The organism is Halochromatium roseum (assembly GCF_016653315.1).
GTDB classification, from domain to species: Bacteria; Pseudomonadota; Gammaproteobacteria; order Chromatiales; family Chromatiaceae; genus Lamprobacter; species Lamprobacter roseus.
On the sequence record NZ_NHSH01000061.1, the window covers coordinates 80,543 to 105,993 of the forward strand.

At 61.9% G+C, this 25,451-nt stretch carries 27 protein-coding genes; 13 read left to right on the forward strand and 14 right to left on the reverse strand.

Going from position 1 to position 25,451, the window contains the following annotated elements:
- Positions 1 to 157: 157 nt before the first annotated feature.
- From CCR96_RS13915 to kaiC, 3 genes are read left to right on the forward strand one after another with little or no spacing between them, the layout of a single operon-like run.
- Positions 158 to 1,018, forward strand: a complete 861-nt coding sequence (locus CCR96_RS13915; RefSeq protein ID WP_201220720.1) for a response regulator — start codon at positions 158 to 160, stop codon at positions 1,016 to 1,018.
- Positions 1,019 to 1,049: 31 nt separating this feature from the next.
- Positions 1,050 to 1,394: a circadian clock KaiB family protein gene (locus tag CCR96_RS13920; protein ID WP_201220721.1), complete on the forward strand. Its 345-nt coding sequence runs from the start codon at positions 1,050 to 1,052 to the stop codon at positions 1,392 to 1,394.
- Entirely contained in the window at positions 1,391 to 2,917 is a 1,527-nt protein-coding gene (gene kaiC / locus CCR96_RS13925) for a circadian clock protein KaiC (protein ID WP_201220722.1), read from the forward strand. Before CCR96_RS13920 ends, kaiC begins: the two co-directional genes overlap by 4 nt.
- A 230-nt stretch (positions 2,918 to 3,147) precedes the next feature.
- Here kaiC and CCR96_RS13930 read toward each other — a convergent pair whose 3' ends face one another.
- The 12 genes from CCR96_RS13930 to CCR96_RS13985 form a co-directional block, all read right to left on the reverse strand.
- Entirely contained in the window at positions 3,148 to 4,023 is an 876-nt protein-coding gene (locus CCR96_RS13930) for a DUF1295 domain-containing protein (protein ID WP_201220723.1), read from the reverse strand.
- A gap of 63 nt (positions 4,024 to 4,086) precedes the next feature.
- Positions 4,087 to 4,479 (reverse strand): phosphoribosyl-AMP cyclohydrolase, encoded by a 393-nt coding sequence (gene hisI / locus CCR96_RS13935; RefSeq protein WP_201220975.1) that lies wholly within the window; start codon positions 4,477 to 4,479, stop codon positions 4,087 to 4,089.
- A gap of 127 nt (positions 4,480 to 4,606) precedes the next feature.
- Complete coding sequence (locus CCR96_RS13940) at positions 4,607 to 5,557, reverse strand: Rpn family recombination-promoting nuclease/putative transposase (RefSeq protein ID WP_201220724.1); 951 nt, start codon at positions 5,555 to 5,557, stop codon at positions 4,607 to 4,609.
- A 71-nt stretch (positions 5,558 to 5,628) separates the two neighbouring features.
- Positions 5,629 to 6,246 carry an urease accessory protein UreG gene (ureG, locus tag CCR96_RS13945; protein WP_201220725.1) on the reverse strand — a complete coding sequence of 206 codons (618 nt, stop codon included), beginning with the start codon at positions 6,244 to 6,246 and terminating at the stop codon, positions 5,629 to 5,631.
- Complete coding sequence (locus CCR96_RS13950) at positions 6,243 to 6,896, reverse strand: urease accessory protein UreF (protein ID WP_242519092.1); 654 nt, start codon at positions 6,894 to 6,896, stop codon at positions 6,243 to 6,245. Before CCR96_RS13950 ends, ureG begins: the two co-directional genes overlap by 4 nt.
- Positions 6,897 to 6,918: 22 nt before the next feature.
- A complete protein-coding gene (gene ureE, locus CCR96_RS13955) occupies positions 6,919 to 7,473 on the reverse strand; it encodes an urease accessory protein UreE (protein WP_420827272.1) in 555 nt (184 codons plus the stop codon).
- Between the two features lie 158 nt (positions 7,474 to 7,631).
- On the reverse strand, positions 7,632 to 9,356 hold the full coding sequence (gene ureC, locus CCR96_RS13960; protein ID WP_201220728.1) for an urease subunit alpha: 1,725 nt from the start codon (positions 9,354 to 9,356) through the stop codon (positions 7,632 to 7,634).
- Positions 9,353 to 9,733, reverse strand: a complete 381-nt coding sequence (locus CCR96_RS13965) for an urease subunit beta (protein ID WP_201220729.1) — start codon at positions 9,731 to 9,733, stop codon at positions 9,353 to 9,355. The genes ureC and CCR96_RS13965 overlap by 4 nt, the downstream gene beginning before the upstream one ends.
- A 28-nt stretch (positions 9,734 to 9,761) precedes the next feature.
- Positions 9,762 to 10,064 carry an urease subunit gamma gene (ureA, locus tag CCR96_RS13970; RefSeq protein WP_201220730.1) on the reverse strand — a complete coding sequence of 101 codons (303 nt, stop codon included), beginning with the start codon at positions 10,062 to 10,064 and terminating at the stop codon, positions 9,762 to 9,764.
- A 144-nt stretch (positions 10,065 to 10,208) separates the two neighbouring features.
- Positions 10,209 to 11,042 carry an urease accessory protein UreD gene (locus CCR96_RS13975; RefSeq protein WP_201220731.1) on the reverse strand — a complete coding sequence of 278 codons (834 nt, stop codon included), beginning with the start codon at positions 11,040 to 11,042 and terminating at the stop codon, positions 10,209 to 10,211.
- Between the two features lie 140 nt (positions 11,043 to 11,182).
- Positions 11,183 to 11,878, reverse strand: coding sequence for an urea ABC transporter ATP-binding subunit UrtE (urtE, locus tag CCR96_RS13980; protein ID WP_201220732.1), 696 nt, complete (start codon positions 11,876 to 11,878; stop codon positions 11,183 to 11,185).
- A gap of 75 nt (positions 11,879 to 11,953) precedes the next feature.
- Positions 11,954 to 13,945 carry an ATP-binding cassette domain-containing protein gene (locus tag CCR96_RS13985; protein ID WP_201220733.1) on the reverse strand — a complete coding sequence of 664 codons (1,992 nt, stop codon included), beginning with the start codon at positions 13,943 to 13,945 and terminating at the stop codon, positions 11,954 to 11,956.
- 165 nt (positions 13,946 to 14,110) lie between these two features.
- Here CCR96_RS13985 and CCR96_RS13990 point away from each other — a divergent pair, with 165 nt between their 5' ends.
- The 9 genes from CCR96_RS13990 to CCR96_RS14030 all read left to right on the forward strand — a co-directional run bounded on the left by CCR96_RS13990 (position 14,111) and on the right by CCR96_RS14030 (position 22,102).
- Positions 14,111 to 14,818 (forward strand): Crp/Fnr family transcriptional regulator, encoded by a 708-nt coding sequence (locus tag CCR96_RS13990; RefSeq protein WP_201220734.1) that lies wholly within the window; start codon positions 14,111 to 14,113, stop codon positions 14,816 to 14,818.
- A gap of 206 nt (positions 14,819 to 15,024) precedes the next feature.
- Entirely contained in the window at positions 15,025 to 15,438 is a 414-nt protein-coding gene (locus CCR96_RS13995) for a DUF6858 family protein (protein WP_201220735.1), read from the forward strand.
- A 36-nt stretch (positions 15,439 to 15,474) separates the two neighbouring features.
- On the forward strand, positions 15,475 to 15,822 hold the full coding sequence (locus CCR96_RS14000; protein ID WP_201220736.1) for a NifB/NifX family molybdenum-iron cluster-binding protein: 348 nt from the start codon (positions 15,475 to 15,477) through the stop codon (positions 15,820 to 15,822).
- A gap of 32 nt (positions 15,823 to 15,854) precedes the next feature.
- The gene (locus tag CCR96_RS14005) at positions 15,855 to 17,507 is read left to right on the forward strand and encodes a cytochrome ubiquinol oxidase subunit I (protein ID WP_201220737.1); all 1,653 of its coding nucleotides are present in this window, start codon (positions 15,855 to 15,857) and stop codon (positions 17,505 to 17,507) included.
- Entirely contained in the window at positions 17,504 to 18,646 is a 1,143-nt protein-coding gene (cydB, locus tag CCR96_RS14010; protein ID WP_207191970.1) for a cytochrome d ubiquinol oxidase subunit II, read from the forward strand. The genes CCR96_RS14005 and cydB overlap by 4 nt, the downstream gene beginning before the upstream one ends.
- An 85-nt stretch (positions 18,647 to 18,731) precedes the next feature.
- Positions 18,732 to 18,905: a cytochrome bd-I oxidase subunit CydX gene (gene cydX, locus CCR96_RS14015; protein ID WP_428995631.1), complete on the forward strand. Its 174-nt coding sequence runs from the start codon at positions 18,732 to 18,734 to the stop codon at positions 18,903 to 18,905.
- Between the two features lie 185 nt (positions 18,906 to 19,090).
- On the forward strand, positions 19,091 to 19,873 hold the full coding sequence (locus tag CCR96_RS14020) for a YciK family oxidoreductase (RefSeq protein WP_338035884.1): 783 nt from the start codon (positions 19,091 to 19,093) through the stop codon (positions 19,871 to 19,873).
- Positions 19,870 to 20,919 (forward strand): transketolase, encoded by a 1,050-nt coding sequence (locus tag CCR96_RS14025; protein WP_242519093.1) that lies wholly within the window; start codon positions 19,870 to 19,872, stop codon positions 20,917 to 20,919. The genes CCR96_RS14020 and CCR96_RS14025 overlap by 4 nt, the downstream gene beginning before the upstream one ends.
- A 148-nt stretch (positions 20,920 to 21,067) precedes the next feature.
- Positions 21,068 to 22,102 carry a transketolase family protein gene (locus CCR96_RS14030; RefSeq protein ID WP_207191971.1) on the forward strand — a complete coding sequence of 345 codons (1,035 nt, stop codon included), beginning with the start codon at positions 21,068 to 21,070 and terminating at the stop codon, positions 22,100 to 22,102.
- Between the two features lie 153 nt (positions 22,103 to 22,255).
- On the opposite strand, the gene CCR96_RS14035 is transcribed toward CCR96_RS14030, so the two are convergent.
- Positions 22,256 to 23,551, reverse strand: a complete 1,296-nt coding sequence (locus CCR96_RS14035) for a type II toxin-antitoxin system HipA family toxin (protein WP_201220739.1) — start codon at positions 23,549 to 23,551, stop codon at positions 22,256 to 22,258.
- Between the two features lie 64 nt (positions 23,552 to 23,615).
- On the reverse strand, positions 23,616 to 23,939 hold the full coding sequence (locus tag CCR96_RS14040) for a helix-turn-helix domain-containing protein (protein WP_201220740.1): 324 nt from the start codon (positions 23,937 to 23,939) through the stop codon (positions 23,616 to 23,618).
- A gap of 161 nt (positions 23,940 to 24,100) precedes the next feature.
- Here CCR96_RS14040 and CCR96_RS14045 point away from each other — a divergent pair, with 161 nt between their 5' ends.
- A complete protein-coding gene (locus tag CCR96_RS14045) occupies positions 24,101 to 25,381 on the forward strand; it encodes a RuBisCO large subunit C-terminal-like domain-containing protein (RefSeq protein ID WP_201220741.1) in 1,281 nt (426 codons plus the stop codon).
- Positions 25,382 to 25,451 lie beyond the last annotated feature (70 nt).

Below are 25,451 nucleotides of genomic sequence, written 5' to 3' on the forward strand. Positions count from 1 at the left end.
CAAGCGCCATGCCGAGCCTAGCCCCGCGATCGCTTATCGCGTCTAACGTACATAGCATGCTCCCCGGACGATGATGCGCTTGTTTCACGGCCAACTGATCCAACACGTTCATGCTTAACGTGAATCTCGCGCGATTCATCTGCAGGGGTGGCGCGTCGTGTCGGACCGTTTGACTCCAAGTTACGACCCCAGCACACCAGTGCGGCTGCTCATCGTCGAAGACAGTCCAGCCGACCAGCGGCTGATCGAAGAGATGTTGCGCGGCTCCACCATTACCACCGAAGCGGTGAACTCATTAGCCGCTGCTGAAGCGCGCTTGAGCGAGGGGAATGTCGAGTTAGTGCTGCTCGATCTTGGTCTGCCGGACAGTCAAGGACTGGATGGGCTGATCCGACTGCTCGCGGAGGCTCCTGGCATTCCAATCGTGGTTATGACCGGCCTGCGCGACGACGAGCTCGGTTTCGAGGCGCTGCGGGTCGGCGCTGAGGACTTCCTACAAAAGGACTGGATTGCCGATGCCGCGCTGATCAAACGTTCGCTGCGTTTTGCACTGGAGCGGCACCGCTTACGCCTGCGTGTGCAGATCGCCGAGCGTGAACAGGAGGCCACGGGGCTCGGACGCATCGGCAGCATCGCCAAGGTGCGCGTCAGCGCCAGTGCCTTTGGTCTCAAGCCCCTGCGCGAGAGCGATCCAACCCTGTTCTCTGAAATCCGCGATACCTACGGTCAGATCTTGCGCGCCGCGGCCGAGCGGCAGGTCTATCAGGTTCAACACCCGATTAGCGATCAGCTCCGCAAGCTCGCCGATCAGCTCGGGTTCGTCCGCGCCAGTCCACGCGACCTGATCGATATCCACAGTGCCGCGCTCGAAATCGAGACCCACTCCGTCGGCCCTGCGCATGAACGCCTGATCATCAATGAGGGTCGCATCACGATCCTTGAGCTCATGGGCTACCTGGTCTCCTACTACCGGCGCTACTATGTTGGCAGCATGGGTACTCAGGCCAAGGGTGCCTGATGAGTCCGCTCATGAATCGAGAGCATGCACAATGAGCAATTACAAACTCCGTCTCTACATCACCGGCCACACCACACAGGCGGAACGCGCCATCGCCAATCTCAAACGCATCTGCGCCGAGGAATTGCAAGGGCGCTATGAGATGGAGGTGATTGACCTGGTCGAAGACCCCGAGGAAGGCGAGCGCCAGCGCATCGTCGTCACGCCCACGCTCATTAAACAACTACCACCGCCGTTGCGACGGATCATCGGCGATCTCTCCGACAAACAACGGGTCCTCTCAGGTCTCGATGTCTTACCGGCCTTCAGGGATGACGAAGACACATCAAGAGATGAAATAGACGCATCAGGAGAGGCATCAGGAGACGACTCATGAACAAAGAAACCATGCTAACCATCGAAAAGCTACCGAGCGGCGTTCCTGGTCTCGATATCGTTACAGACGGCGGGCTACCTCAGGGTCGCACGACACTGATCAGTGGCACAGCAGGCAGCGGCAAGACGATTCTCGCCGCTCAGTTCTTGGTCGAAGGCGTGAAAAAGTTCGGCGAGTCCGGCGTCTTTATCACCTTTGAGGAAAGCGCTGCTGATATCCGCCGCAATGTGGCCTCGCTCGGATGGGATATCGAGGCGTTCGAGGCCGCTGGAAAATGGACCTTTGTCGACGCTGCTCCGCAACCCGGCGAGCCGGTAGTAGAGACGGGCGACTACGACCTGGGGGCACTGATCGTGCGCATTGAGCTGGCTGTGCAACGGGTTGGCGCCACACGCGTTGCCTTGGATTCATTGGGCGCCATCTTCAACCAGTTTCAGAACGCCAGCATCATTCGCAACGAGCTGTTTCGTCTCGCTGTCGCGCTCAAACAGATGGGCGTCACCGCGGTCATGACGGCTGAGCGCGATGACGAATATGGCCGTATCGCCCGCCACGGGGTCGAGGAATTCGTCGCCGATAACGTCATCGTGCTGCGCAATGTGCTCGAAACCGAGAAACGTCGGCGCACCGTCGAGGTGCTCAAGTTCCGTGGCACCACGCATCAGAAGGGTGAATACCCCTTCACCGTCATGCCTGATGAAGGCATCGTCGTCATCCCGCTATCGGCGATCAAGCTCAAGCAGCGCTCATCGAATGTGCGCATCAGCTCTGGCAATACCGAACTCGACGCGATGTGCGGCGGTGGCTTTTTCCGCGACTCCATCATCTTGCTGTCCGGCGCGACCGGCTGCGGCAAGACCCTGATGACCACTGAGTTCATCGCCGGCGGCGTCAGCCGCGGCGAGCGCTGTCTACTGCTCGCCTTTGAAGAAAGTCGGCATCAGTTGATGCGCAATGCCAGTGGCTGGGGCCGCGATTTCGAGGCCTACGAACAGGCCGGACTCCTCGAGATCATCGCGACCTATCCTGAAACCTGTGGTCTGGAAGATCACCTCATCGCCATCAAGCATGCCATCGAAAGGTTCAATCCCAATCGGGTTGCGGTCGATAGCCTGTCCGCGCTCGAGCGTATGGCCAGCGTCAAGGGCTTTCGCGAATTCGTCATCGGACTGACCTCATTCATCAAGGACCGGGAGATCGCCGGACTCTTCACGGTGACCACCGACACCTTACTCGGCGGCGAATCGGTGACCGATGGACATATCTCCACCATCACCGACTCCATCATCCTGCTGCGCTATGTCGAGATGCTCGGCGAGATGAAACGAGGACTCACGGTGCTGAAGATGCGCGGCTCACCGCACAATAAAGACATCCGCGAGTTCAGCATTGATGGCACCGGCATGCATATTGGCCGCGCCTTCCGTAGCATTTCCGGCATCCTCGCCGGACATCCGCAGCACGTCCCGCCGCGCGAGCTAGAGCGCATGGAGGCATTGTTTCAAGATACGCCGGGAACATAGGCGATTACTGTCGAAGCTCATACCAGCCTTGCTGGTCTTTTTGCTGGTCTTTTCGCTGGTCTTCTTCGTCGCGCCGCCCGGTCACAAGCTCGTCCATGCCCTCGACGACACTTCTCGAAGGCAAACGAACATCCTGTGCAATTCGGTACGAGCTTTTCCGCCAATCGCCTTAGCAAGCGCGCGCCCGGCTTGTGCGCAGCTAGGCCGCGAATTTGTTCAGTGGCCTTGGGTCAAGCCTGCGGTGGCCGTGGCAACAGCACCGGCGTGCGCGCCTTGTAGTCGCGATAGGTCGGATCATCACCCCAGCGCTCATCGGCACGCGACTCCAGCATTGGGATACCGCTGATGAAAACGATCAGCACATAGACGAACAGCGGCGATATCAACGTCACATACTGCCAACCTGAGAGCGCTGGCAGCGCGATCAGTGCCATGCCAAACCAGAGCGTGATCTCACCGAAATAGTTCGGATGTCGTGACCAGGCCCAGAGCCCAGAGTGGATGAAGCGCCCCTTGTTGGCAGGATCTTTGCGAAAGCTCTGCTTCTGAGCATCGGCAATCGCCTCGATCGCAAAGCCGAATATCCACACCATGATGCCGATCACACCAAGCAGACCCCATGATGGCGCTGTCGACGCCGTCATTGCGGCCAGTGCCGCAGCCAAGGTCAAGAAGACCCAAAGACCCTGCAGGGTCCAGGCCATCAAAAAGCTGGCGAAACATGGCTTGATCTCATCAAAGCGACTGTCGCTGCCAGCCTTTTGCACACGCCGATAGAGAAAGCTGCCGAGGCGTGCAGCCCAAATCGTCACCAACCCAACGATGACCAGCGATCTCGGGTCGAAACGCCCCACCAAGATGAGCGTACCGATCACGATGCTGAGATAGGTCAGGCTCCCCGTCAGGTCATACCAGTGCTCGGTCTGCTGCCGATAGGATGGTACGAACACCGCCCATTGGATGCCGAAGGCGACCACAGCAGCCAGTGCGAATAACGGAACGCCAGCGATGCTGACGCCGCCTTGGCTACCCGCCCAGGCAACAGCAGCGGCCACCAGCAGTGCAACCAAGATCGCGATGACTGCGTCGATTTCTTGCCTCTTCATCGCTGTTTAGCCTCCGTCATCACTCGATACGCTTATTGAAACGCGAGCGGGCTTCATCGTTGGTCATTTTTTATACACCTCGCTCGGGTCGAAGACCTGCACGCCAACATCGGTGACGCCATCCTGATCGAGCTGACGGAAGAAGCAACTGCGCTTCCCGGTATGGCAGGCCGCGCCGCCGATCTGCTCCACCTTCAAGAGCAGTGCATCGCCGTCACAATCCAGATACAGCTCGCGGATCTTCTGGGTATTGCCGCTCTCCTCGCCCTTATGCCAGAGCTTCTGACGCGAGCGACTCCAGTAGACCGCCTCGCCCAGCTCGATGGTCTTGGCAAGAGATTCCTCATTCATACTCGCCACCATCAAGATCTCACCGGTCTCGGCATCTTGGGCGATAGCCGTCACCAGCCCATTGCCTTTGGAAAAATCGACAATGTTCTTGATTTCTTGGTTCAGTGTCACGGTTCGTTAATGACCTGGTGATAATGACCTGGTGATTCAGCCCATAGGCTGCGCATAAAGAAACGGCGGAGCAACTGATCGATCTTCGGCCAATGGCATGCAGCATCGAGGTCCGTTGGAGCTAGTCCACTGAACCGCGCAGCTGAGCCTTGAGGCGCTCAACCTCCGCAAGGGCGGATTCCTTGGCCGCACGCTCTTGCTCAAGCGCCATGCGCGCCTGCTCTTCACTTTGCCGCGCCTGCTCTTCACTTTGCCGCGCCTGCTCTTCACTTTGCCGCGCCTGCTCTGCATTTTGCCGCGCCTGCTCTGCATTTTGCCGCGCCTGCTCAGCCATCAACCGTTCACGCTCGGCCTCGGCGCGGCGTTCGTCTAGCTCTTGCTGAATACTCATCTGTTGGCGTAGATAATTCTGCCGCGCTTGATAGGCATGATAGGCGCGGTCTTTCTCAGAAAAGCGTTCTAAGGTGCTCATGGCTTGCCTCATCTCAGGGGTCTGCATCCAAGGGGGGAGCGCCTCGCTGTCGAGGCTGGCGCCCTCCTTAAAGAACTTTAACCAACGTTCTTGCTCAGTTTCGACCAGCTCAGCGTGGAACTTGTTCAGTTCAAGAACCCAGATGCCACCGTGCTCGACGAGGCTGAGGCCTTGGACATCACGCAGACGGAAGTCGTGCAGATAGGCATCACTGTCGCAGATGAGGTCTTGGGCGAGCAGCCAGATGGCATACGTTGGCTTAAGCTTGGCATAGGTCTCCCCACTGTTGAGCTGGGAGCTGTAGAGATCAGCCCATCCGTAGCTGATGCGGGCGGGAAGATCGCGATAAGTCAAAAGCTGGATCTCGACCTGGTGCAGTCCGCCGTAGTCATCACGGGCCTTCACGTCGACGACGCTGAGCTTGTCGTCGAGGAATTCGCGCTCGTTGTAAGGGTTAAGGATATCGACCGTGGTGATCGGCGCGGGTAGATCCGCTTCCAGCATGGCGTTGAGAAAGTGGATCAGCAGGCAGCGGTTGGCCTCAGCGCCGAGTAGCGCCTTGAAGACGCAGTCAATCTTGGGGTCGATATGATGGCGCATGCGAGCAGTCTAGCAGAGCCCCGGCAAGCGTGGCGACATGCCAAGCGGACAGCTCTGCACCAAGTCTGCGCTCAAACAAGCATCCCTTGGCGAACCACAAAATCGACGATGGCCTCAACGCCCACACCGGCGCGCAGGTTGGTCATCACGAAAGGGCGATCCCCGCGCATGCGCTTGGTGTCGCTCTCCATGACCTCGAGTGAGGCACCGACATGCGGCGCGAGATCGATCTTGTTGATGACCAGCAGGTCGGATCGAGTGATGCCCGGGCCACCCTTACGCGGGATCTTCTCGCCTTCGGAGACATCGATCACATAGAGGGTTAGGTCGGCAAGCTCCGGACTAAAGGTCGCGGCTAGGTTATCGCCGCCACTTTCGATGAAGATCAGATCGAGCGCCGGAAACTGCTGCTGCAGATCGGCAACCGCGGTCAGATTCATCGAGGCGTCTTCTCGTATTGCAGTATGTGGGCAACCGCCGGTCTCAACGCCGATAATGCGCTCGGCCGGCAGCGCCTGGCTGCGGATCAGGAATTCGGCGTCTTCACGGGTATAGATGTCGTTGGTGACGACGGCGATCTGATAGCGGTCGCGCAAGCGTTTGCAGAGCGCATCCAGCAGCGCGGTCTTGCCGGAGCCGACGGGGCCGCCAACACCGACCCGGAGCGGATTCGAGGTTGCTGTGGTCATGAGCGATAGAGTCGTGTGTATTGGGTTTCGTGTCGACTGCTGGCGATGGCCAGGGCCGGTGTGCTGGCGCCGATGTCTGCGTCATCGAGCCTTTGCGCAGCCTCGACCGCGGCCGGGATCTGTTCCGCAAGCCGCAACAGGACACGCTGTCCAGCGGTTTGCCCGAGCGGGATCAGCTTGACGCCCGCCAAGGTCAGATTCTCGGCCCAAGACCAGGCATAGCCGAGCAGCGCATCGGTGGACTCAATCTGCCAGGCCGCGGCGGCAAAGGCGAAGCCTGAGAGTTGACTGCCCGAGAGTAGCGTTCGCCAGTACGTGCCTGGCTCATCGAGCAATCCCAGTGAGCCGAGAAGATCGGCCAACGCCCGGCCCCGTCCGGTCTCTTCTGCACGTAGCTCCGCGGTCTCCCGCAGCGCCTGAAGCTCGCTGATCCAGTGCGACATCCATTGCGCATCGTCGGCCATTGCCGCTTCTATCATGCGCAGCAGGACCGGCAGATCAACATAGGTCAAGGCCTGCGAGAGTTGATCCGAGAGCCAATTCGCAAGCGCCTGTTCGCTGTTGACCCAGCCGGTTTCGGCCGCCCATTCCAAGCCCTGCGAGTAGGCGAAGGCGCCCACCGGCAGCGACGGGCTGAGCAGTTGGAACAATCGCAGCCGCCTTATCTGCCCATCAGTGATGGTGGCTGTGACCATATTCCTGCCCAGCCTCGCCTAGCGTTTGTCCGTGCCCATGTCGATGTCCGTGCCCATTTCCATGTCCCGGGCCAATCGCAGCGCCACCGTAAGCACCCGCTTCAGGCTCAAACGGCGCTTGCTCGGCGCGCACCCTCAGCCCGAGCCCGCGCACCATCGCGTCCAGCACATGATCATGCAGCCAGCACAGTCGCCCAGGCTCGATCTGCAGCGCCACATGCCGGTTACCGAGATGATAGGCAGCACGCGTCAGTTGCAGTGGGTCATCGACCTCGGCGCAGGACACCGGCTCGGCGGCCGCTCGTATCCGAATCACTTCGCCCTGCTCATCCGCCAACAGATCTCCATCGCGCAGGGTCTCGCCGCGCGGCAGCAGGATGCCAACCTGACGGCCGTCATCCAGCTGAGCACGCAGGCGCGAGCGTGAGCGCTGCTCGTAGGTGAGCGAGAGTGTCCCGCTCGGTGTCTCGGTCCGATCCGTCCCGGTGACTTCAGCGACCGCTTCATGCGCGGTCGTGACCCGACGCACCAGACGCAGCAAGACATCGTGGCTATGCGTCATCGTGCTGGACTCTAAACATCATCGTGCTGCACCTAGCCATCGTCTTGGGTGATTTGATCTCAAATCACCGCACCAGGTGTGCTGCTCGGCGCCAAACCGTGCTGAGCGTGACAAGTTACGATGAGGCATCAGAAAAGAAAATACCGCTGCGCCATCGGCAGCACATCCGCCGGCTCGCAGGTCAGCAGCTCACCATTCGCACGCACCTGATAGGTCTGCGGATCAACCTCGATGGTTGGTTGCCAGAAGTTGTGGATCATGTCGACCTTGCGCACTTGGCGCACATCGCGCACCACGCCGATCCGTCGTCTCAGGTTCAGGCGCTGTGGCTCGCCAGCCTGCAATCCCCATTGGGAGATGAAGGTCATGCAGGTCTCACCGAGCGCGCCGCCGAAGGCGCCGAACATCGGCCGATAATGGACCGGCTGCGGGGTCGGGATCGAGCCGTTGGGATCACCCATTGGCGCCATCGCGATCATGCCGCCCTTGAGGATCAGGCTCGGCTTGGTACCAAAGAAGGCCGGCTTCCACAGCACTAAATCGGCCAGCTTGCCGACCTCGATCGACCCGACCTCATGGGCGATGCCATGGGTGATGGCCGGATTGATGGTGTATTTGGCGATGTAGCGCTTGGCGCGGTAATTGTCGTTATCGCCACGGTCGACCACGCCTGCCCAATCCGGTGCCGACAGATGGCCGCGCTGCACCTTCATCTTATGCGCGGTCTGCCAGGTACGGCAGACGACCTCGCCGACCCGACCCATCGCCTGCGAGTCCGATGAGATCATCGAGAAGGCGCCGAGGTCATGCAGGATGTCTTCGGCCGCGATGGTCTCGCGCCGAATGCGCGACTCGGCAAAGGCGACATCCTCGGGGATCGATGGGGACAGATGATGGCAGACCATCAGCATGTCCAGGTGCTCATCGACCGTATTCACCGTGTAGGGACGGGTCGGATTGGTCGACGAGGGCAACACATTGGAGAGACCGGCGGCCTTGATGATGTCCGGCGCATGGCCACCGCCGGCACCCTCGGTGTGATAGGTGTGGATACAACGGTCTTTGAAGGCGGCGATGGTGTCTTCGACGAAGCCCGATTCATTCAGGGTATCGGTGTGGATCGCGACCTGCACATCCATCTTCTCGGCCACGCCGAGCGCGCAGTCGATCGAGGCCGGGGTCGTGCCCCAATCCTCATGCAGTTTCAGGCCCATGGCGCCGCAGCGCACCTGCTCCTCCAGCGCATTCGGCTGGCTACCGTTGCCCTTGCCGAGCAGACCAATATTGACCGGTAGCCCCTCGGCGGCCTGGAGCATCCGACGGATGTTCCAGGGCCCGGGGGTACAGGTCGTCGCCAGACTACCCGAGGCCGGACCGGTACCACCGCCGAGCAGCGTCGTGACGCCGGAAGCAAGCGCCTCTTCGGCCTGCTGCGGGCAGATGAAGTGCACATGCGCATCGATGCCGCCAGCGGTGAGGATGCGGCCCTCACCGGCGATGATCTCGGTACCAGGCCCGATGAGCACATCCACGCCGTGCTGCGTGTCCGGATTGCCGGCCTGGCCAATCGCCGCGATCCGCCCGCTCTTGATCCCGACATCGGCCTTGACCACGCCCCAAAAGTCGAGGATCAGGGCGTTGGTAATCACCAGATCCATCACCTCGTCGGACTGGCGTTGGCACTGTCCCATACCATCCCGAACCACTTTGCCGCCGCCAAACTTGACCTCATCGCCGTAGTGGGTCAGGTCTTCTTCGACCTCGATGATCAGGTCGGTATCGGCCAGGCGCAGCTTGTCGCCCGTGGTCGGACCGTACATCGATGCATAGGCCTGCCGGCTGATTCGACTCATGCCTTGATCTCCTGCTCGACCCCATTGTTCGCACTGTCGTCGTCGGCCGCACTGCTTGGCGCAGGCTCGGGGTCGAGCGGCCCCATCACCTCGCCACGAAACCCGAACACGATGCGATCACCAGCATAGGGCACGAGGGTCACGGTACGCGACTGGCCAGGCTCAAAGCGAACCGCGGTGCCCGCGGGGATATCCAGTCGGTGACCGCGGGTGGGGCCACGATCGAAACGCAGTGCCGGGTTGGTCTCGTAGAAATGGTAATGGGAGCCGACCTGGATCGGCCGATCGCCGGTGTTCGCAACCTCGACCGATAACGGAAGCCGGCCAGCGTTGAGCTCGATCTCACCGGCGGCTGGAAAGAGTTCGCCTGGAATCATGCTGCGATCCTCAAGGTGGGGAAACGGGCTAGACGATTGGATCGTGGACAGTGACCAGCTTGGTGCCATCCGGAAAGGTCGCCTCAACCTGCACGTCTGGGATCATCTCTGGGATGCCGTCCATGACATCGTCACGGGTCAGCAGCGTGCGGCCGAAATCCATCAGCTCGGCGACGGTGCGGCCATCGCGCGCACCCTCGAGGATGGCGCAGCTGATGAAGGCGACTGCCTCCGGATAGTTCAACTTCAGCCCTCTGGCCTTGCGCCGTTCGGCCAGCAACCCAGCCGTGAACAACAGCAGCTTATCTTTTTCGCGGGGATTCAGTTCCATGGTCGACGCCTCGTCGAGTCGCGGATGGAAAGTTGAGAGTTTACGCCAGCGCCGTCTGCCGATACAGCATCGAGCAAAAGGGTCAGACTCCCTGCTAAGGTGAATATGCTAGAGCGACCATCTGGGTGACTTTCTGGCTGGCGTTCAGGTTGCCCAGATACGCGGCGAGGATGCCTCTAGCCCAAGCAGTCGTGGGCGCAGACAACGCCAGATCGCGCGGAACTGGTGCATCACCGGCTCGACCTTCGCCCCCAGCGCCCGCGCCACGAGCAGGTCGTCGAGCAGGCTGAGGCCGAGCGCGAATCCAGGCTCGGCCGGAACCGCGGCCCGCGCCGCCGCCAGATCAGCAGCGGTCGCACCAGTCGCGATCAAGGTTGCCGTGATCGGCAGACCACGCAGGCCACTGGCACCGTCAAGCCCGATCTGAGGCGACTGCTCCAAATCGAGCCGCAGACGCTCGCTCAGCAGCGGATGGCCATCGCGCTCGATGCGTAGCCCGATGGTGGCGCAACCCCGATCGAAACGCTCATCGATGACCGGCCGCCCGAGGCTGAGGATCTCCCAGCCGATCAAGCGCGCGCTACCGCGCAAAGCAATGCGGCTCCGCAACTCGAGGCGCGCACCCGGGAACAGAATCGACTCCTGCGGTAGCCATTCAAGCACGCCACCATCGGCGACCTCGAAGTGCTGGCGCTGTTGGGCCATGGCGCCGGCACTGCGGTAGAACTTGGCTGCACCGGGCGTGGTCAGCAGCGCGTGTGCGCCAGTTGCGACCTGGGCCTCAATCTCGAGACGATCGCCGCCAACGACACCGCCAGGCGGATGCAGCAGGTAGAGATGACAGGCCGCCCCTTCCGGATAGAAGGCACGCTGCACCGTCAATGGGCCCTGCTGCTGCTTTTGCGCCAGAATGGTGCGCTCGCCGCGCGACTCGAACTGAAGCCCGATGCGTGCGCCCCACCCTGCTGCCGGCTTCATTGATCGGGCCACCGGCGGCAGTGCCGATGGCGGGGTTGGATTGGCTGATGGATTGGCTGATGGATTGGCTGATGGATTCACCGGTGCCTGCATCAGCGGCCCCAAGCGCCGGCCTTCGTTCAAAGTCCGTGCTGCCGGCATCAGACGGTCAGGTACTCGCGCACCAGTTCATCGCCGAGCGCGTCCATCGTCCCTTCGGCCTTGAGCCGACCGCGATCAAGAATCGCGAAGCGGTCACCAACCCGGCGTGCGAATGGCAGCTTCTGCTCGACCAGAATGACGGTCAGGCCAAGTTGCTCCATCAAGCGGCGGATGATGTCGCCGATCTCATGCACGATATTAGGCTGAATACCCTCGGTAGGCTCATCTAGGATCAACAGCGTTGGGTCGATCACCAAGGCCCGACCGATCGCCAGCTGCTGCTGTTGACCGCCGGACAGATCACCGCCGCGGCGGCTACGCATCTGGTCCAACACCGGAAACAGCTCGAAGATGAAGTCAGGGATGCGGCGACTGCGATCCGCCCGTGCCGGCAGGCCGATACGCAGATTCTCCTCGACCGACAGCAGCGGAAAGATCTGCCGTCCCTGCGGCACATAGCCGATGCCAAGCCTCGCCCGACGTTCGGCCGGTAGGCGCGCAAGGTCGTGGTCTTGGAATTGGATTGCGCCACTGCGTAGTGGGCGCAGTCCCATGATGCAGTCCATCAGCGTCGTTTTGCCGACACCGTTGCGGCCCATCACGCAGGTGCATTCACCCTCCGGGAAGGTCACCGACAGATCCCACAGGGTATGACTCTCGCCGTAATATTGATTCAGCGTATCGATCTGTAACATCAGGCTGCCTAGGGTTTTTGCGAGCAAGTCGATTTAAGACGACATCCTGGTAAGCAATCATCAAGCCATCCTTGCTCATTGCAATGCCTCTTGAGCGGCCTCGAGGGCCTCCCAACGCTCGTAGCAGTCTTGCAGCTCGGCCTCGACCTCAGCCAGCCGCGCCTGAACGCTGCTGACCTCGCCCGCAGGCCCCTGGTACAGCGCCGGATCACCCAGCCGCGCATGCAGCTGCTCGACCTCGGACTCGAGTGTTTCAATCTGCTGCGGCAGCTGCTCCAGCGCGCGCTGATCCTTATAGCTGAGCTTGGCCGGTGATTTGCCGCGACCCGCCGAGGCGGCACGCCCATCGTCGTGACGCTGGCCCTTCTGGCTTGACGCTGACGTCTTCGGCTGGGCCGACGAGCGTTTTGTCGCCGGCGCAGGCGACCCCGCAGCGCGGTCATTGCCTTGCTGCTGGCGCTGCCGCTGCCAATCAGAATAACCGCCGACGTATTCCTGCATTCGCCCGTCGCCCTCGAGCACCAGGCTGGAGGTGACCACATTGTCGAGTAGGTCACGATCATGGCTGACCAGCAGCAGGGTGCCGTCGAAGTCGTTCAGCAGCTCCTCCAGCAGATCCAGCGTCTCGGCGTCCAAATCGTTGGTGGGCTCGTCAAGCACCAGCAGATTGGCCGGTTGGGTGAACAGCTTGGCCAACAGCAGCCGATTGCGCTCACCCCCGGAAAGGGCCGAGACCGGCTGCTGCGCACGCTCGGGGGCGAACAGGAAGTCTTTCAGATACGACAGCACGTGCAGGCTGCGCCCGCCGACCTCGACCTTATCGCTGCCACCCGCCACGTTATCGCGCACGCTCCGAGCCGGATCGAGCTGCGCCCGCAATTGATCAAAGTAGGCGACCTTTAGGTTCGTACCCAGTCGGATCTGCCCAGAGTCCGGCTGCAACTGGCCGAGCAGCAACTTCAGCAAGGTCGACTTGCCGGCGCCATTGGGGCCGATGATGCCAACCCGATCGCCGCGCAGGATCAGGGTGCTGAGTCCCTGGATGGTCGCTGGCACGGCCGCATCAGGCTGATAGGAAAAGCTCACGCCCTCGGCCTCGACCACCAACTTACCGCTGCGATCGCCGCTGTCGATGCTCAGGCGCGCCTGCCCTGGACCCTCGCGTCGGGCTTGTCGCTCCGCTCGCATCGCCTGCAGCGCGCGCACCCGGCCCTCATTGCGCGTCCGGCGTGCCTTGATGCCTTGCCGAATCCACACCTCTTCCTCGGCGAGACGCTTATCGAAGCGCTCGCGCTCCTTGGCCTCGGCATGCAGACGCTCCTCGCGCCGGCGCAGATAGTTATCGTAATCGCCAGGCCAGTCCGTCAGCTGGCCGCGATCAAGCTCGAGGATGCGGGTGGCCAGGTTGCGCAAGAAGCGACGATCGTGGGTGATGAACAGCAATGAGCCCTGAAAGCCGAGCAACAGCTCCTCGAGCCACTCGATGGTCTCGATATCCAAGTGGTTGGTCGGCTCGTCGAGCAGCAGCAGATCCGGCTCGCTGATCAGCGCCCGCGCCAACATCACGCGCCGCCGCAAGCCGCCGGAGAGGGTGGCATAGACCGCCTCGGCATCAAGGCCCAGCCGCGAGATCACGCGCTCGGCACGTTGCTCGATCTCCCAGCCATGCTCTGATTCCAGCGCGTGTTGGACGTTGGCCAACCGCGCCAAGTCACGCTCCGACGCCGAAGCACCATGCTCAGCCAAACGATGGCTCAGATGATGATATTCGGCCACCAGGCGACCCAACTCGCCCAGACCGCCAGCCACCACATCCAACACCCGATGCTCATCGCCAAGCGGCGCCTCTTGGGCAAGACGGGCAACGCGCAGACCGTCGCTGCACCAGACCGAGCCCGCATCGGGCTGGATCTCACCATCGATGATCTTGAGCAAGGTACTCTTGCCGGTACCGTTGCGCCCGATCAGGCAGGCGCGCTCACCTGGACTAATCTCGAGATCGATCCCCGCGAGCAGCGGCGGATGGCCATAAGAGAGCGTGACAGAGCGCAGCGAGAGCAAGGACATAGGGACAATCGGCCTCAGCAAGACTAGGATCAAACATCGATTCCCTGCATCATACTGCGAGCCTGTTGATCGAGTACTCCTTCGCTAGGCCGATTATGCAGCGCAAAATTCCTGTACACTCGTCCGCTAACCGTCATTGACAGCGCTGATAATAGACTTAGAGGCATGGTCAAATCCGTGACACTCCGTGAGGCTTGGGCCGGCGAGGCCGACTGCCGGAATTGCTCGCTGCGAGCATCGGTGTTGTTCGCCGGACTCGCCGAGCAGGACTTCGACCGCATCCACGACCCGATCGATCAGTTTGAACTCAAGCCGGGCACCGCCCTGTATCAAACCGGCGAGATCGGCGATTACATGTTCACTGTGCGCAGCGGCTCCCTCAAGCTGGTGCAATATCTGCCAGAAGGCAGCCAGCGCATCGTCCGCATCGCGCGCGGGACCGACGTGCTCGGCCTCGAAGCGCTGCTCGGCAATGCCTATCAGCACGACGCCGTTGCGCTCGCACCGACTGAGATCTGTCGCTTCCCAACGCGGATCGTCAAAGCGCTGAGTAAGGATAATCCCAGCCTCCACGAAGAGCTGATGCAGCGCTGGCAACGCGCCTTGAACGAGGCCGATGCCTGGCTCACTGAACTCTCCACCGGCTCGGCTCGGCAGCGCGTCGCGCGCTTACTATTGCGTTTGGTGCGCGACCGCGAATCGAGCGAATGCCAGCTCTTCGGCCGCGAAGACATGGGCGCGATGCTCGGCATCACCACGGAAACGGCGAGCCGCACCATCGCGAGCTTCAAGCGTGAAAGCCTGATCGTTGAGTCGCGCCCGAATCGCTTCCTGCTCGACATCCCCAACCTCAGGCGCATCGCCGAGGATTAGGCGATGACCCGGACAGCGCTCCCCGAGAGGCGCCGAAACCGTCACTCGAACCCGCTCCTCGCGGGTTTCCTCCATCCGAGCGGTCAGTGACTTGTGCGGTCAATGACAGCTTTCAATGTCGCTGTTGAGTCAGGCCCACTATGCTGCGCGGACGACGCGTAAGAACAACCCCGAGTGGCCATTCGGGCCAAGCGACGCACCGCACCATGAAGCAAACCCTGCTCAACGAACGTTACCCGCTCTTTGTGCTCAGGCTCGATCGCAACGAGACCCGATTCAACAGCATCAACGAGATCTGCGACTACTTTCGCGGCTGCATCGAAGCCCATCGCTGCGCGCATTTCATCTCCATCTTCGATCACTATGCGCATACCTGCGCCCTGCCAGACGGCCAGATGGCCAGCGAGATCCGCGCGGCGAAGAATGTGCTGTTTTGCTTCGGCCTGGCGCTTCCGAGCCCCGAGATCCTCGGGCTCCGGCCGCGCTCGATCGGCATCGCCGAGCTGGACGATCAGTTCGTGATCAGCTTCATGGAAACGCCAATGCCCGTCGCCAACGCGGCGATGGAAGACTGGGCGCTCGAACTGCGTCAGAACGACGACGAGCCGCAGCAGGCATAGGCCCAAGCCGAGCCCATCCACCGAGAGACCCAACCCATGCGCATTGCCGTCAGCAGCCAGAACTTCAAGACCATCACCGGGCATGCCGGCAAGAGCCGCCGCTTCCTGATCTACGATCTCGAGCCGGGCAGCGCGCCGGTCGAGATCGAACGGCTCGATCTGCCTAAGGAACTCTCGCTGCACGAGTACCACGGCCCCGACCATCCGCTCTATCAGCGCCAGCTCAGCCATATTTTGACCGGCGGCGCCGGAGACCTCTTCATCGAGCGCATGGCGCGCCAAGAGATCAGCGTCATCACGACCTCCGAGACCGATATCGCAGCCGCGCTGAGCGCCATCGCGAACGGGCAAGCATTGCCGCCCGCCGCACCCCACGAGCACTAAACCGAACCCAGCCCTCACTCGGGATTCCAACCATGCTAGATAGCGCAATGGTCGAGTTATCGCGGTGGCAATTTGCCATCACCGCGATGTATCACTTTCTCTTCGTCCCGCTGACCCTCGGGCTCAGCTGGATGCTGGTGATCATGGAAAGTGTCTATGTGATGACCGGACGTCAGATCTATAAGGATATGACCAAGTTCTGGGGCAAGTTGTTCGGCATCAACTTTGCCCTCGGCGTCACCACCGGCCTGACCATGGAGTTCCAGTTCGGCACCAACTGGGCCTACTACTCCCATTATGTCGGCGATGTCTTCGGCGCACCGCTGGCCATCGAGGGCCTGATGGCCTTCTTCCTCGAATCGACCTTTATCGGCCTGTTCTTCCTCGGCTGGGAGCGCCTGAGCAAACGCCAGCATCTGGCCGTCACCTTCCTGGTCGCTGTCGGCTCCAGCCTCTCAGCGATGTGGATCTTGATCGCCAATGGCTGGATGCAGCATCCGGTCGGCTCCGAGTTCAGCTTCGAGACCATGCGCATGGAGATGGTCAGCTTCAGCGAGGTGCTGTTCAACCCGGTGGCGCAGGTCAAGTTCGTGCACACCGTCGCTGCAGGCTATGTCACCGCGGCGATGTTCGTCGCCGGCATCAGTGCCTACTACATGCTCAAAGGGCGTGACCTCGCCTTCGCCAAGCGCTCGTTCTCGGTCGCGATGGGCTTCGGCCTGGCGTCGATCCTGTCGGTGATCCTGCTCGGCGATGAGTCCGGGTATGAGGTCGGCGACGTGCAGAAGGTCAAACTCGCCGCGATCGAGGCCGAATGGCATACCGAGCCGGCGCCGGCCGCCTTTACCGCCTACGGACGGCCGAGCAATGAGGACGAAGAGACCCACGACGCGATCAAGATCCCCTGGCTGATGGGCCTGATCGCGACCCGCTCGCTCAATCAAGAGGTCACCGGGCTGAAAGACCTGATGGTCGAGCACGAGATCCGAATCCGCTCCGGCATGATCGCCTACGAATACCTGCAGCGGTTGCGCAACGGTCAGGATACCGAGGGTAACCGCGCCATGTTCAAGGACCACATGGACGATCTCGGGTACGGACTCCTGCTAAAGGCCTACATCGACAACCCGGCCGAGGCCACCGAGGAGCAGATCCAAATGGCGGTCAAGGACTCGATCCCCGAGGTCGCCCCCTTGTTCTGGAGCTTCCGCGTCATGGTCGCCGCTGGCTTCTGGATGCTGCTGCTGTTCGCGCTCGGCTTCTACTACAACGCCAAGCGCCAGGTGCAGGATAAGCGCTGGCTGCTGCGCGCCTTCCTCTTCAGCATCCCGGTGCCCTGGATTGCCGCCGAGACCGGCTGGTTCGTGGCCGAGTTCGGTCGCCAGCCTTGGGCGATTGGTGAGGTGTTACCGACCTCGGTTGCGGCCTCCAGCCTGGCCGCGAACGACCTGCTCATCAGCCTCAGCGCCTTCATCATCTTCTACACAGCGCTGTTCATCATCGAGATGTTCCTGATGTTCAAGTTTGGTCGTCAGGGACCAAGCTCGCTGCACACCGGCAAGTATCACTTCGAGACACTCGAGAAACAGCAGGCAGCAACGACGAAGCCCGAGACCGACCCGAGCGGCGCGGGCGCCCCCTCAGCAAGCGCACCCGCCAATCGGCACCTAGGAGATGGCGCATGATCATCGACTACGAAGTCCTCAAACTGATCTGGTGGGTGCTGGTCGGTGTGCTCTTCATCGGCTTTGCCGTCACCGACGGCATGGATATGGGCGTCGGCACCCTGCTGCCCTTCGTTGGCAAGGGCGACGACGAGCGCCGCGTCATCATCAACACCGTCGGCCCGCACTGGGACGGCAACCAGGTCTGGCTGATCACCGCAGGCGGCGCCATCTTCGCCGCCTGGCCGCTAGTCTATGCCACCGCCTTCAGCGGCTTCTACTTCGCCATGCTGCTGGCCTTGTTCGCGCTCTTCTTCCGACCGGTTGGCTTCGATTACCGCAGCAAGATCGAAAGCAAGGCCTGGCGCAACGCCTGGGACTGGGGGCTGTTCATTGGCGGTGCGGTGCCGGCGCTGGTGTTCGGCATCGCCTTTGGCAACCTGCTACAGGGCGTACCCTTTCACCTGGATGAGCTGCTGCGGCCTTATTACACCGGCAGCTTCTTCGGCCTGCTCAACCCCTTTGCGCTGCTCGCCGGACTCATCAGCCTCGGCATGTTGACCATGCACGGCGCCATCTGGCTGCAGTTGCGCACCAGCGAGCCGATCGCCTCGCGCGCCAAAGATTGGGCGAAGATCGTCGGGCTAGGCACCATTGCGGCCTTCGCGTTGGCCGGGATCTGGCTGACGCTCGGCGTCGATGGCTTCAAGGTGGTGAGCATGCCGCCGCTAGATGCGACGCCAAACCCGCTGACCAAGGAGGTCATCGTCGACCCTTACGGCTGGCTGACCAACTACCGGCAGTATCCCTGGACCCTGCTATTCCCGATCCTCGGCTTTGCTGGACTCGGACTTGCGATCTCGCTGTCGATGCGCGATCGGGCCGGGCTCGGGCTGATCATGAGCGGGCTCGGGATCACCGGCATCATCATGACCGCCGGCGCCGCCATGTTCCCGTTCATCATGCCCTCGAGCAGCAACCCGAACAGCAGCCTGATCGCCTGGGATTCCACATCCAGTCATCTCACGCTGACGGTGATGTTCTGGGCCGCGGTCATCTTCATCCCGATCATCCTCACCTACACCACCTGGACCTATGTCAAGATGTGGCGTCGGATCACGGTGGAGGAGATTCGCGCTCAGGACAAGCTGGCCTATTAGGCTGCCTGAGTGGCCTTGGACGCCTTAACGGTCTTAGACACCGAGGCGGCAGTCGCCTGATCAGCAGCCACCCAAGCGCCAGCCAATGGCTGGCGCGGTCCATCCCGATTCGGAGCAGCAACGCATGTGGTACTTCACCTGGATTCTCGGCGTGTTACTCGCCGTCGCCTTTGGCATCATCAATGTCTTGTGGTACGAGTCGTCGCAGTGTTTGGGTGGCGCCGAAGACGACCCCCAAGAGGACGATCTACCGGCTTGACCCCATCAACGCCAGCACGCGATCCTGAGCGCCCACGCTGACTGGCCTTGCTGATCAACGCTAGCCTCAAGCCATCGCTATCTTGCTCTTCAGCGCTTGCGCTCTATCATCGCGAGTGCTGCGAGTGCTGGCGAGAGAGGCCCTGGAAATACGCCTTATGATTGTCGACACACTGATGCATCGCCGTGAAGCCTAACCTGCAGGACTACCAACCCCGCCCTAACCTGCTCGAGGACCGCGTGATTCTCATCACCGGCGCCGCCGAAGGCATCGGCAAGGCACTGGCGCTCGCCGCAGCTCGCCATGGCGCCACCGTGATCCTCAGCGGCTTCCGCGAGAAGGCGCTCGAGTCGGTCTACGACGCGATCACCGCCGAGGGCTCGCCTGAGCCGGCCAGCCTGCCACTCGACCTCGACAAGGCCGACGAGCCACTGATGCTCGGCATCGCAACCACCCTGGGCGACGAGTTCGGCCGGCTCGACGGGCTGGTGCACACGGCCCAATACATCCCCTTCCTGAGCCGCATCGATGACTACGACGCCGAGCAGTGGAACAAGGTGCTGCGCATCAATCTGACCGCGCCCTTCCTGCTCACCCAGGCCTGCTTGCCACTGTTGCGCGCCGCGGAAGCCGCCTCGATCCTGTTCCAATCCGATCGCGTCGGTCGCCGTGCACTTGCCTACTGGGGCGCCTTCGCCGCCGCGATGTCCGGCATCGAGGCGCTGATGCAGACGCTCGCTGAAGAGACCGAGAACAGCAGCCGCATCCGCGTCAACAGCATCGATCCCGGCGCGGTGCGCACCGCGCAGCGGCGGCAGCTCTACCCAGCCGAAGATCCGACCAGGCTGGCGCCTCCTGAGCAGATCATCAACGCCTATCTCTACCTGCTCGGACCCGAGTCACGCGGCGTAACCGGCCAGGCATTCAGCGCACAATCCGCGCCTGCCAGCGCAGCCCCAGAACAATGAGCGCGCAACCATTGCACACTGGACAGCAGGCAACGTCCGCTCAGCCACCATCGACATTGACGGTTGAAGCCGTCGCTGCGGGCATCCGCCGTCGCGTCCTCGAGCATACCCTGCGCAACAACGGCGGCTATCTCAGCCAGGCTTGCTCGTCCGCCGAGATCCTCGCGACCCTCTACCTGCGGGTCATGCGGCTCGGCCCCAGTATCGCCCCGTTGATCCCGCGCGCCTTTGCCGGCGTGCCCAGCCGTGATAACCCCGATGCCTTCACTGGCGCCGGTTACAACGGCCCGCGCGCGCCCGAGCTGGATCGCTTCATCTTCTCCCCGGTGCATTACGCACTGGTCTTGTATGCGCTGCTGATCGAGCTTGGCCGACTTGGCCCGGATGCCTTAGCGGCCTTCAACACCGACGGCAGCACGGTCGAGCTGATCGGTGCCGAACATTCCCCCGGTCACGAGGTCACCGCCGGCTCGCTCGGCCAGGCCCTGAGCCAGGCCGGTGGCATCGCGCTCGCGCGCCGGCTGCGCGGTGAGACCGGACGGGTCTGGGTGTTCATGTCCGATGGCGAGTTTCAAGAGGGCCAGACTTGGGAGGCCTTCGCCGCGCTGGCCCATCATTGCATCGGCAATCTCGGGGTCTACATCGATGCCAATGCCCAGCAATGCGATGGTCCCATGACCGATGTGATGACCATCGAGCCCCTTGCCGATCGCCTGCGTGCGTTTGGCGCCGAGGTGCATGAGGTCGATGGCCACGACAGCCAGGCCTTGGCCGCGCCGGCGCTGGCGCGCTTATCGGCAGCAGGCGCGGACACAGGCGCAACGTCGAGAGCAGTGACAGCAACGGCATCCATGCCCGAGCACCCAGCCGAGCCGGCACCGACCGACCGGCCACTGGTCGTCATTGCCCGCACCGACCCTTGCCGCGGCATTGACCTACTCCGCAAACGAGCGCCGAAGCTGCACTATCTGCGTTTCAAGACAACGGCAGAGCAAGACGCTTACGAGGACCTGCTCGAGCACTGGCAGGACAGTATCAGCCAATGAACGCCAGATCGCAGCCAACGAACATGGCCGTGCGCAACCCCGCAAAGATGAATCGCGCGAGATTCAGGCTGACTGAAGAGCGAAATGTCGAGTCGGGGCGCCCGCCTCGTCAGTCCATGCTTCAGCCCCTCCCCCAGGACCACCACTGATGATCGAGCTGGTCACCCGCCCCCATCGATCGAACCTGATCCGCTTTGCTGCCGAGCACGCGGACCTGCTGGTACTCGGCGCCGACCTCACCGCCTCCTGCGAAGCCGACGGCTTCCGCGATCAGTACCCGGAGCGGTTCTTCTCCTTCGGCATGGCCGAACAGAACATGCTGGGCTTCGCCGCCGGGCTCGCGCGCGAAGGCTTTTTTCCTTATATCCACACCTTCTCGGTCTTCATCACCCGCCGCCCCTTCGATCAGTTGGCGATGAGCATTGCCTATCCGAACCTGCCGGTGCGGCTGATCGGCTTCCTGCCCGGCATCACCACCCCCGGCGGCGTCACCCATCAGGCCATCGACGACATCGCCCTACTGCGCGCGGTGCCGAACATGACCATCCTCGAGGCCGGCGACGCGACCGAGGTGGCATCCGTGCTCGCGGTCGCACAAGCCATCGACGGCCCAGTCTATGTGCGCCAGCTCCGTGGTGAGGTGCCACGACTGTTCCCGGCCGATCAGCCATTACGACTTGGCCGGGCGCGGCTGCTTGGCGAAGGCAGCGATCTTGCTGTCATCAGCTCCGGTATTTGTACCGAAGCAGCCATCAACGCCGTCGCTGCGCTGCGTAGCCATGGCGTCTCGGTCAGCCATCTGCACGTCTCGACCCTCAAGCCGTTCGATGACCCCCAGCTGCTCGAGCAGATCGCCAAGGCCCGCCATGGCGCGATCTCGATCGAAAACCACAGCATCATCGGCGGACTCGGCAGCGCGCTCGCTGAACAGCTCGCCGAGCAAGGCATCGGCAAGCGGCTAATCCGGCTCGGCCTACGCGACACCTATGCCCACGGCGCCAGCAAGCCCTACCTGATGCGCGAATACGGACTCGATGCAGCAGCGCTGGTCCGAGCCGCTGAGACCTTGATCGGCGAATCACTGCAGATCGATGATGCGATCTTAGCCAAGATCGCAGCCGACATTCGCGCCGAGACTCAGGGCGAGACCCTCGCCAAGGCGGATAAGACCGAAGACCTCTGATCGTGGATCTCTCGCTGGCAGTGATCATCGAAGGCCCAGTTGCCGAGTAACCTTGCATTATCAAACTCAAGCTTTGATATTGCGCGCTTGAGACGCCATACTCGTCTCTGTTGGTTGATCTGGCACTGGAAGACAGTCTTTGCTTGACTTTGCCTATTGCCTGAGCAACAGCGCAGCTGCCTCTGTCTGATCATGCTCAAAGGCTGGTGCGAAGTCGTCCAGCTCCGCTGGTTGCAGTCTCACCTCTGAGCTGAGTGCAATCTGACGCCAGTTCGAGACTGCCACATACACCTCGGCCAGAGCCGCCAACGCTTGCTGCTGGCTCAGCGCAAAATAGTCGGCTCTTGCTAGCAACATGGTCACATCCGTGATCGGCCCATCCTCCTCAGACAGCCAGGTCTTGGATTCCCGCTCCTTGTCCGGAAAAGGATTAATATCGAACGCGGGCGCCAGCTGCCAGAGACCTTTTCCCAGGTGCAGGAAACCATGATTTTGCAGATGGTCATCCACATTGGTGATCAACAGATTAAAGACCAGCCGGCGCCAGAGCTGCTGTAAGTCCTGCGTCGGGGCATAGCCATAACGGCGAATCGCATCAGCGATTTCCGTGTAGCTGCGTTCCTCTGCGCGGGAGGCCTGCAGTAGCGTTGCCGCCGACTGGTAGGGTATCCGAGCGTCGCTCTCGCTGCGGTCGAAGCGACGAATCACGGCCACAGGGATGTTATCCAGCTGCACGATACGCGCCTGAGCCGCTTCAATGCCGGCACGCCGAGCCAACTTCAGAGCCAGCACTTCCCCTCGGGTGACACTGCGCAGATCGCCGACACTTGGGAACTTGCCGATCGCCAGCCAGCCGTCCTCCTCCACCACAGAACATTTGGGACGCATGCCACCCAGCGATGTCCCCTTGCCCTGCAGGTAACGCAAATCGGCGATGGTTTCCTGACCGCGCTCTAGCGCCTGGCTGGCCTGGAAGATCCGACTCAGCTCGATCAGCGGCGGTGTGCTGCGACGTCCTTCTTCGACTGTTCGGAGGTAACATCCATCCCCATCAGAGAGGCGCAAGGCGCCGACACGGCTAAAATCGTCGACCGCAAGCAGGTAGTCCATCTCTGTGAGTGGAGCAAGACGTGGCTGCTCTTTTCGGCGCTTGGCATGGTCACGGGCAATGACCCGTCTTCCCCAGGCATCCGGGGCCGTGTCAGCGATCGCCCCATGAAAGACGGAATCCTGCGCGGTGGCCGCTTTGTGGGGCTGGTAGCCCAGGCCCAATTGCAAATCGGCGGAGATGTTGAATCGGTCAGGGTTGGACAACCATGACTCGGCATAGGCCAGCGCGGTGTTTTCCCGTCGCCCCTGGCGGACATAGATCAGATGGCCGACTCGCGTTCCCGCCTTGCCGATGCGAAGTTCGACTTGTTGGCGGACCGATGCTGCCGCAGAATTCATGACCTCTCCATCATCATAGGGCCTCAGGGTGTTGCGCTATAAGGCCTGCGCCATAAGGCCTGCGCTATAAGGCCTCAGGAGTGTTGCGCTTGTTGCGCACCCGCTTAGGCAGTTGCTCATCCATCAGCGTCAGACCAATATCATCATTCGCGGTATCAAGTAGCTGCTCCAGCGCCTGAATGTCGCCAAAGACATGCAGAGCGCGAGCAAAGAAGTGAATGGGCACGCGGACATCGCCTTTCTCCATGCGCCGGACCGTGGACAGGGAGGCGCCCATCCGCTCCGCGAGCGATGCCTGGCTGATGTGGCGTCGCCGACGCGCAAGCGAGAGATCAGTGCCCAATTTGCGAATCGCACGCTCAACCGGCAAAGGGATCGGTGATTCCATCTAAACATTCCCAACAGGACTGATGATTAACTTTAGAACTCTGCTGGGAACGATTATAGAACAATCCGAGTCAAAATCAACAATCACCCCAATGGAAGCGCTTAACGCCTATAAGCGCCCTCTTGAGAGCACTTAAAAAACCAGCACACCAAAAAGCCCCGATGACAGCCAGTTCAACACTCTCCCTCAGCGGCGAGCGCTTCACCGCGGTCTATCGCCTCAGCGGCACAACGGCGGAGGTTGAGGCGCGCGCCCGCGCGATCTGCCTCGAGCAGACAGTCGAGTTCCCAGAGGCGCTGATCCCAAATGAGGCGATTCGCGCGCAGATCGTCGGCACCATTGCTGAGATCGAGCCCTGCTCCAGCATGGGCTCCAGCACTCACCCCGGTACTGATTCCATATCCGGCGCGAGCTGGAGCGGCAACTCCAACCACGACGCCAGCGATGAAAACCCAAGCAGCTTCGAGGTTAGCATCCGCTACCCGATCGAGGCCGCTGGACGCGAGCTCACCCAGCTGCTCAATGTCCTCTTCGGCAACGTCGCGCTGCAGCCCGGGGTGCGATTGCAGCGCATCGATCTCCCGCCCGCGCTGCTGCAGCACCACACAGGACCACGCTTCGGTATCGCTGGGCTGCGCCAACGGCTGGGCATCACCGATCGGCCACTGCTCTGCACCGCGCTCAAGCCAATGGGACTCAGCCCGAGTGAACTGGCCGACATGGCCTATCGCCTCGCCCTCGGCGGCATCGACCTAATCAAGGACGACCACGGCTTGAGCGATCAGACCTTCTGCCCCTTCGACGAGCGGGTCAGCCGCTGCGCCGAGGCCATTGCCCGCGCCAATCAGCAGACGGGTCACACCAGCCTCTATCTGCCAAACATCACCGCGCCCGCAGATGAACTCAACGCCCGTGCCGAGTATGCTCGCGAGCAGGGCGCCGGTGGCCTGCTGCTCTGTCCGGGCCTGACCGGACTCGACAGCCTGCGACGACTCGCCGCTGACGATCAGATCGCACTGCCGATACTGAGTCATCCGGCACTGCTCGGCGGCCTTAGCCTGGGATCAGGCTTGGGATCAGGCCTGGGATCGAGCCAGGGCCTAGCCCACGGCCTGCTGTTCGGCACCCTCACCCGTCTCGCCGGTGCCGACGCGACCATCTTCCCGAGCTTTGGCGGTCGCTTCGCGTTCACTGCGACCGAGTGCCAAGAGATCACGACCGCCGCCAGGGCGCCGCTGGCTGGACTCGCGCCGATCTGGCCGGTGCCCGCCGGCGGCATGCGCCTCGAGCAGGTGCCTGAGCTGGTGACCTTTTATGGACGCGACAGCATGCTGCTGATCGGTGGTGACCTGCATGCGGGCGAGGAGCTCACAGCACGCTGCCAGGCCTTTCTGCGGCTCGTCAGGCAGGCCGAAGACCGGCAGCCGCGCAGGGTCCGGTGACCAAACGGCTCGCTCGGCGACAGGCTCCGTCATGGATCAACCGACCACGCTTAGCCTCCGCTGGGCGCAG

Coding starts and splice junctions, on each gene's coding strand:
- CCR96_RS14005 (WP_201220737.1), top strand. CDS start 15,855: ATGCTAGATAGCGCAATGGTCGAGTTATCGCGGTGGCAATTTGCCATC.
- ureA (WP_201220730.1), bottom strand. CDS start 10,064: ATGGAACTGAATCCCCGCGAAAAAGATAAGCTGCTGTTGTTCACGGCT.
- CCR96_RS13920 (WP_201220721.1), top strand. CDS start 1,050: ATGAGCAATTACAAACTCCGTCTCTACATCACCGGCCACACCACACAG.
- CCR96_RS14000 (WP_201220736.1), top strand. CDS start 15,475: ATGCGCATTGCCGTCAGCAGCCAGAACTTCAAGACCATCACCGGGCAT.
- CCR96_RS14025 (WP_242519093.1), top strand. CDS start 19,870: ATGAGCGCGCAACCATTGCACACTGGACAGCAGGCAACGTCCGCTCAG.
- CCR96_RS14030 (WP_207191971.1), top strand. CDS start 21,068: ATGATCGAGCTGGTCACCCGCCCCCATCGATCGAACCTGATCCGCTTT.
- CCR96_RS14045 (WP_201220741.1), top strand. CDS start 24,101: ATGACAGCCAGTTCAACACTCTCCCTCAGCGGCGAGCGCTTCACCGCG.
- CCR96_RS13995 (WP_201220735.1), top strand. CDS start 15,025: ATGAAGCAAACCCTGCTCAACGAACGTTACCCGCTCTTTGTGCTCAGG.
- CCR96_RS13975 (WP_201220731.1), bottom strand. CDS start 11,042: ATGAAGCCGGCAGCAGGGTGGGGCGCACGCATCGGGCTTCAGTTCGAG.
- ureG (WP_201220725.1), bottom strand. CDS start 6,246: ATGACCACAGCAACCTCGAATCCGCTCCGGGTCGGTGTTGGCGGCCCC.
- cydB (WP_207191970.1), top strand. CDS start 17,504: ATGATCATCGACTACGAAGTCCTCAAACTGATCTGGTGGGTGCTGGTC.
- CCR96_RS13985 (WP_201220733.1), bottom strand. CDS start 13,945: ATGTCCTTGCTCTCGCTGCGCTCTGTCACGCTCTCTTATGGCCATCCG.
- CCR96_RS13990 (WP_201220734.1), top strand. CDS start 14,111: ATGGTCAAATCCGTGACACTCCGTGAGGCTTGGGCCGGCGAGGCCGAC.
- cydX (WP_428995631.1), top strand. CDS start 18,732: ATGGCTGGCGCGGTCCATCCCGATTCGGAGCAGCAACGCATGTGGTAC.
- CCR96_RS13965 (WP_201220729.1), bottom strand. CDS start 9,733: ATGATTCCAGGCGAACTCTTTCCAGCCGCCGGTGAGATCGAGCTCAAC.
- CCR96_RS14035 (WP_201220739.1), bottom strand. CDS start 23,551: ATGAATTCTGCGGCAGCATCGGTCCGCCAACAAGTCGAACTTCGCATC.
- urtE (WP_201220732.1), bottom strand. CDS start 11,878: ATGTTACAGATCGATACGCTGAATCAATATTACGGCGAGAGTCATACC.
- kaiC (WP_201220722.1), top strand. CDS start 1,391: ATGAACAAAGAAACCATGCTAACCATCGAAAAGCTACCGAGCGGCGTT.
- ureC (WP_201220728.1), bottom strand. CDS start 9,356: ATGAGTCGAATCAGCCGGCAGGCCTATGCATCGATGTACGGTCCGACC.
- CCR96_RS13930 (WP_201220723.1), bottom strand. CDS start 4,023: ATGAAGAGGCAAGAAATCGACGCAGTCATCGCGATCTTGGTTGCACTG.
- CCR96_RS14040 (WP_201220740.1), bottom strand. CDS start 23,939: ATGGAATCACCGATCCCTTTGCCGGTTGAGCGTGCGATTCGCAAATTG.
- CCR96_RS13940 (WP_201220724.1), bottom strand. CDS start 5,557: ATGCGCCATCATATCGACCCCAAGATTGACTGCGTCTTCAAGGCGCTA.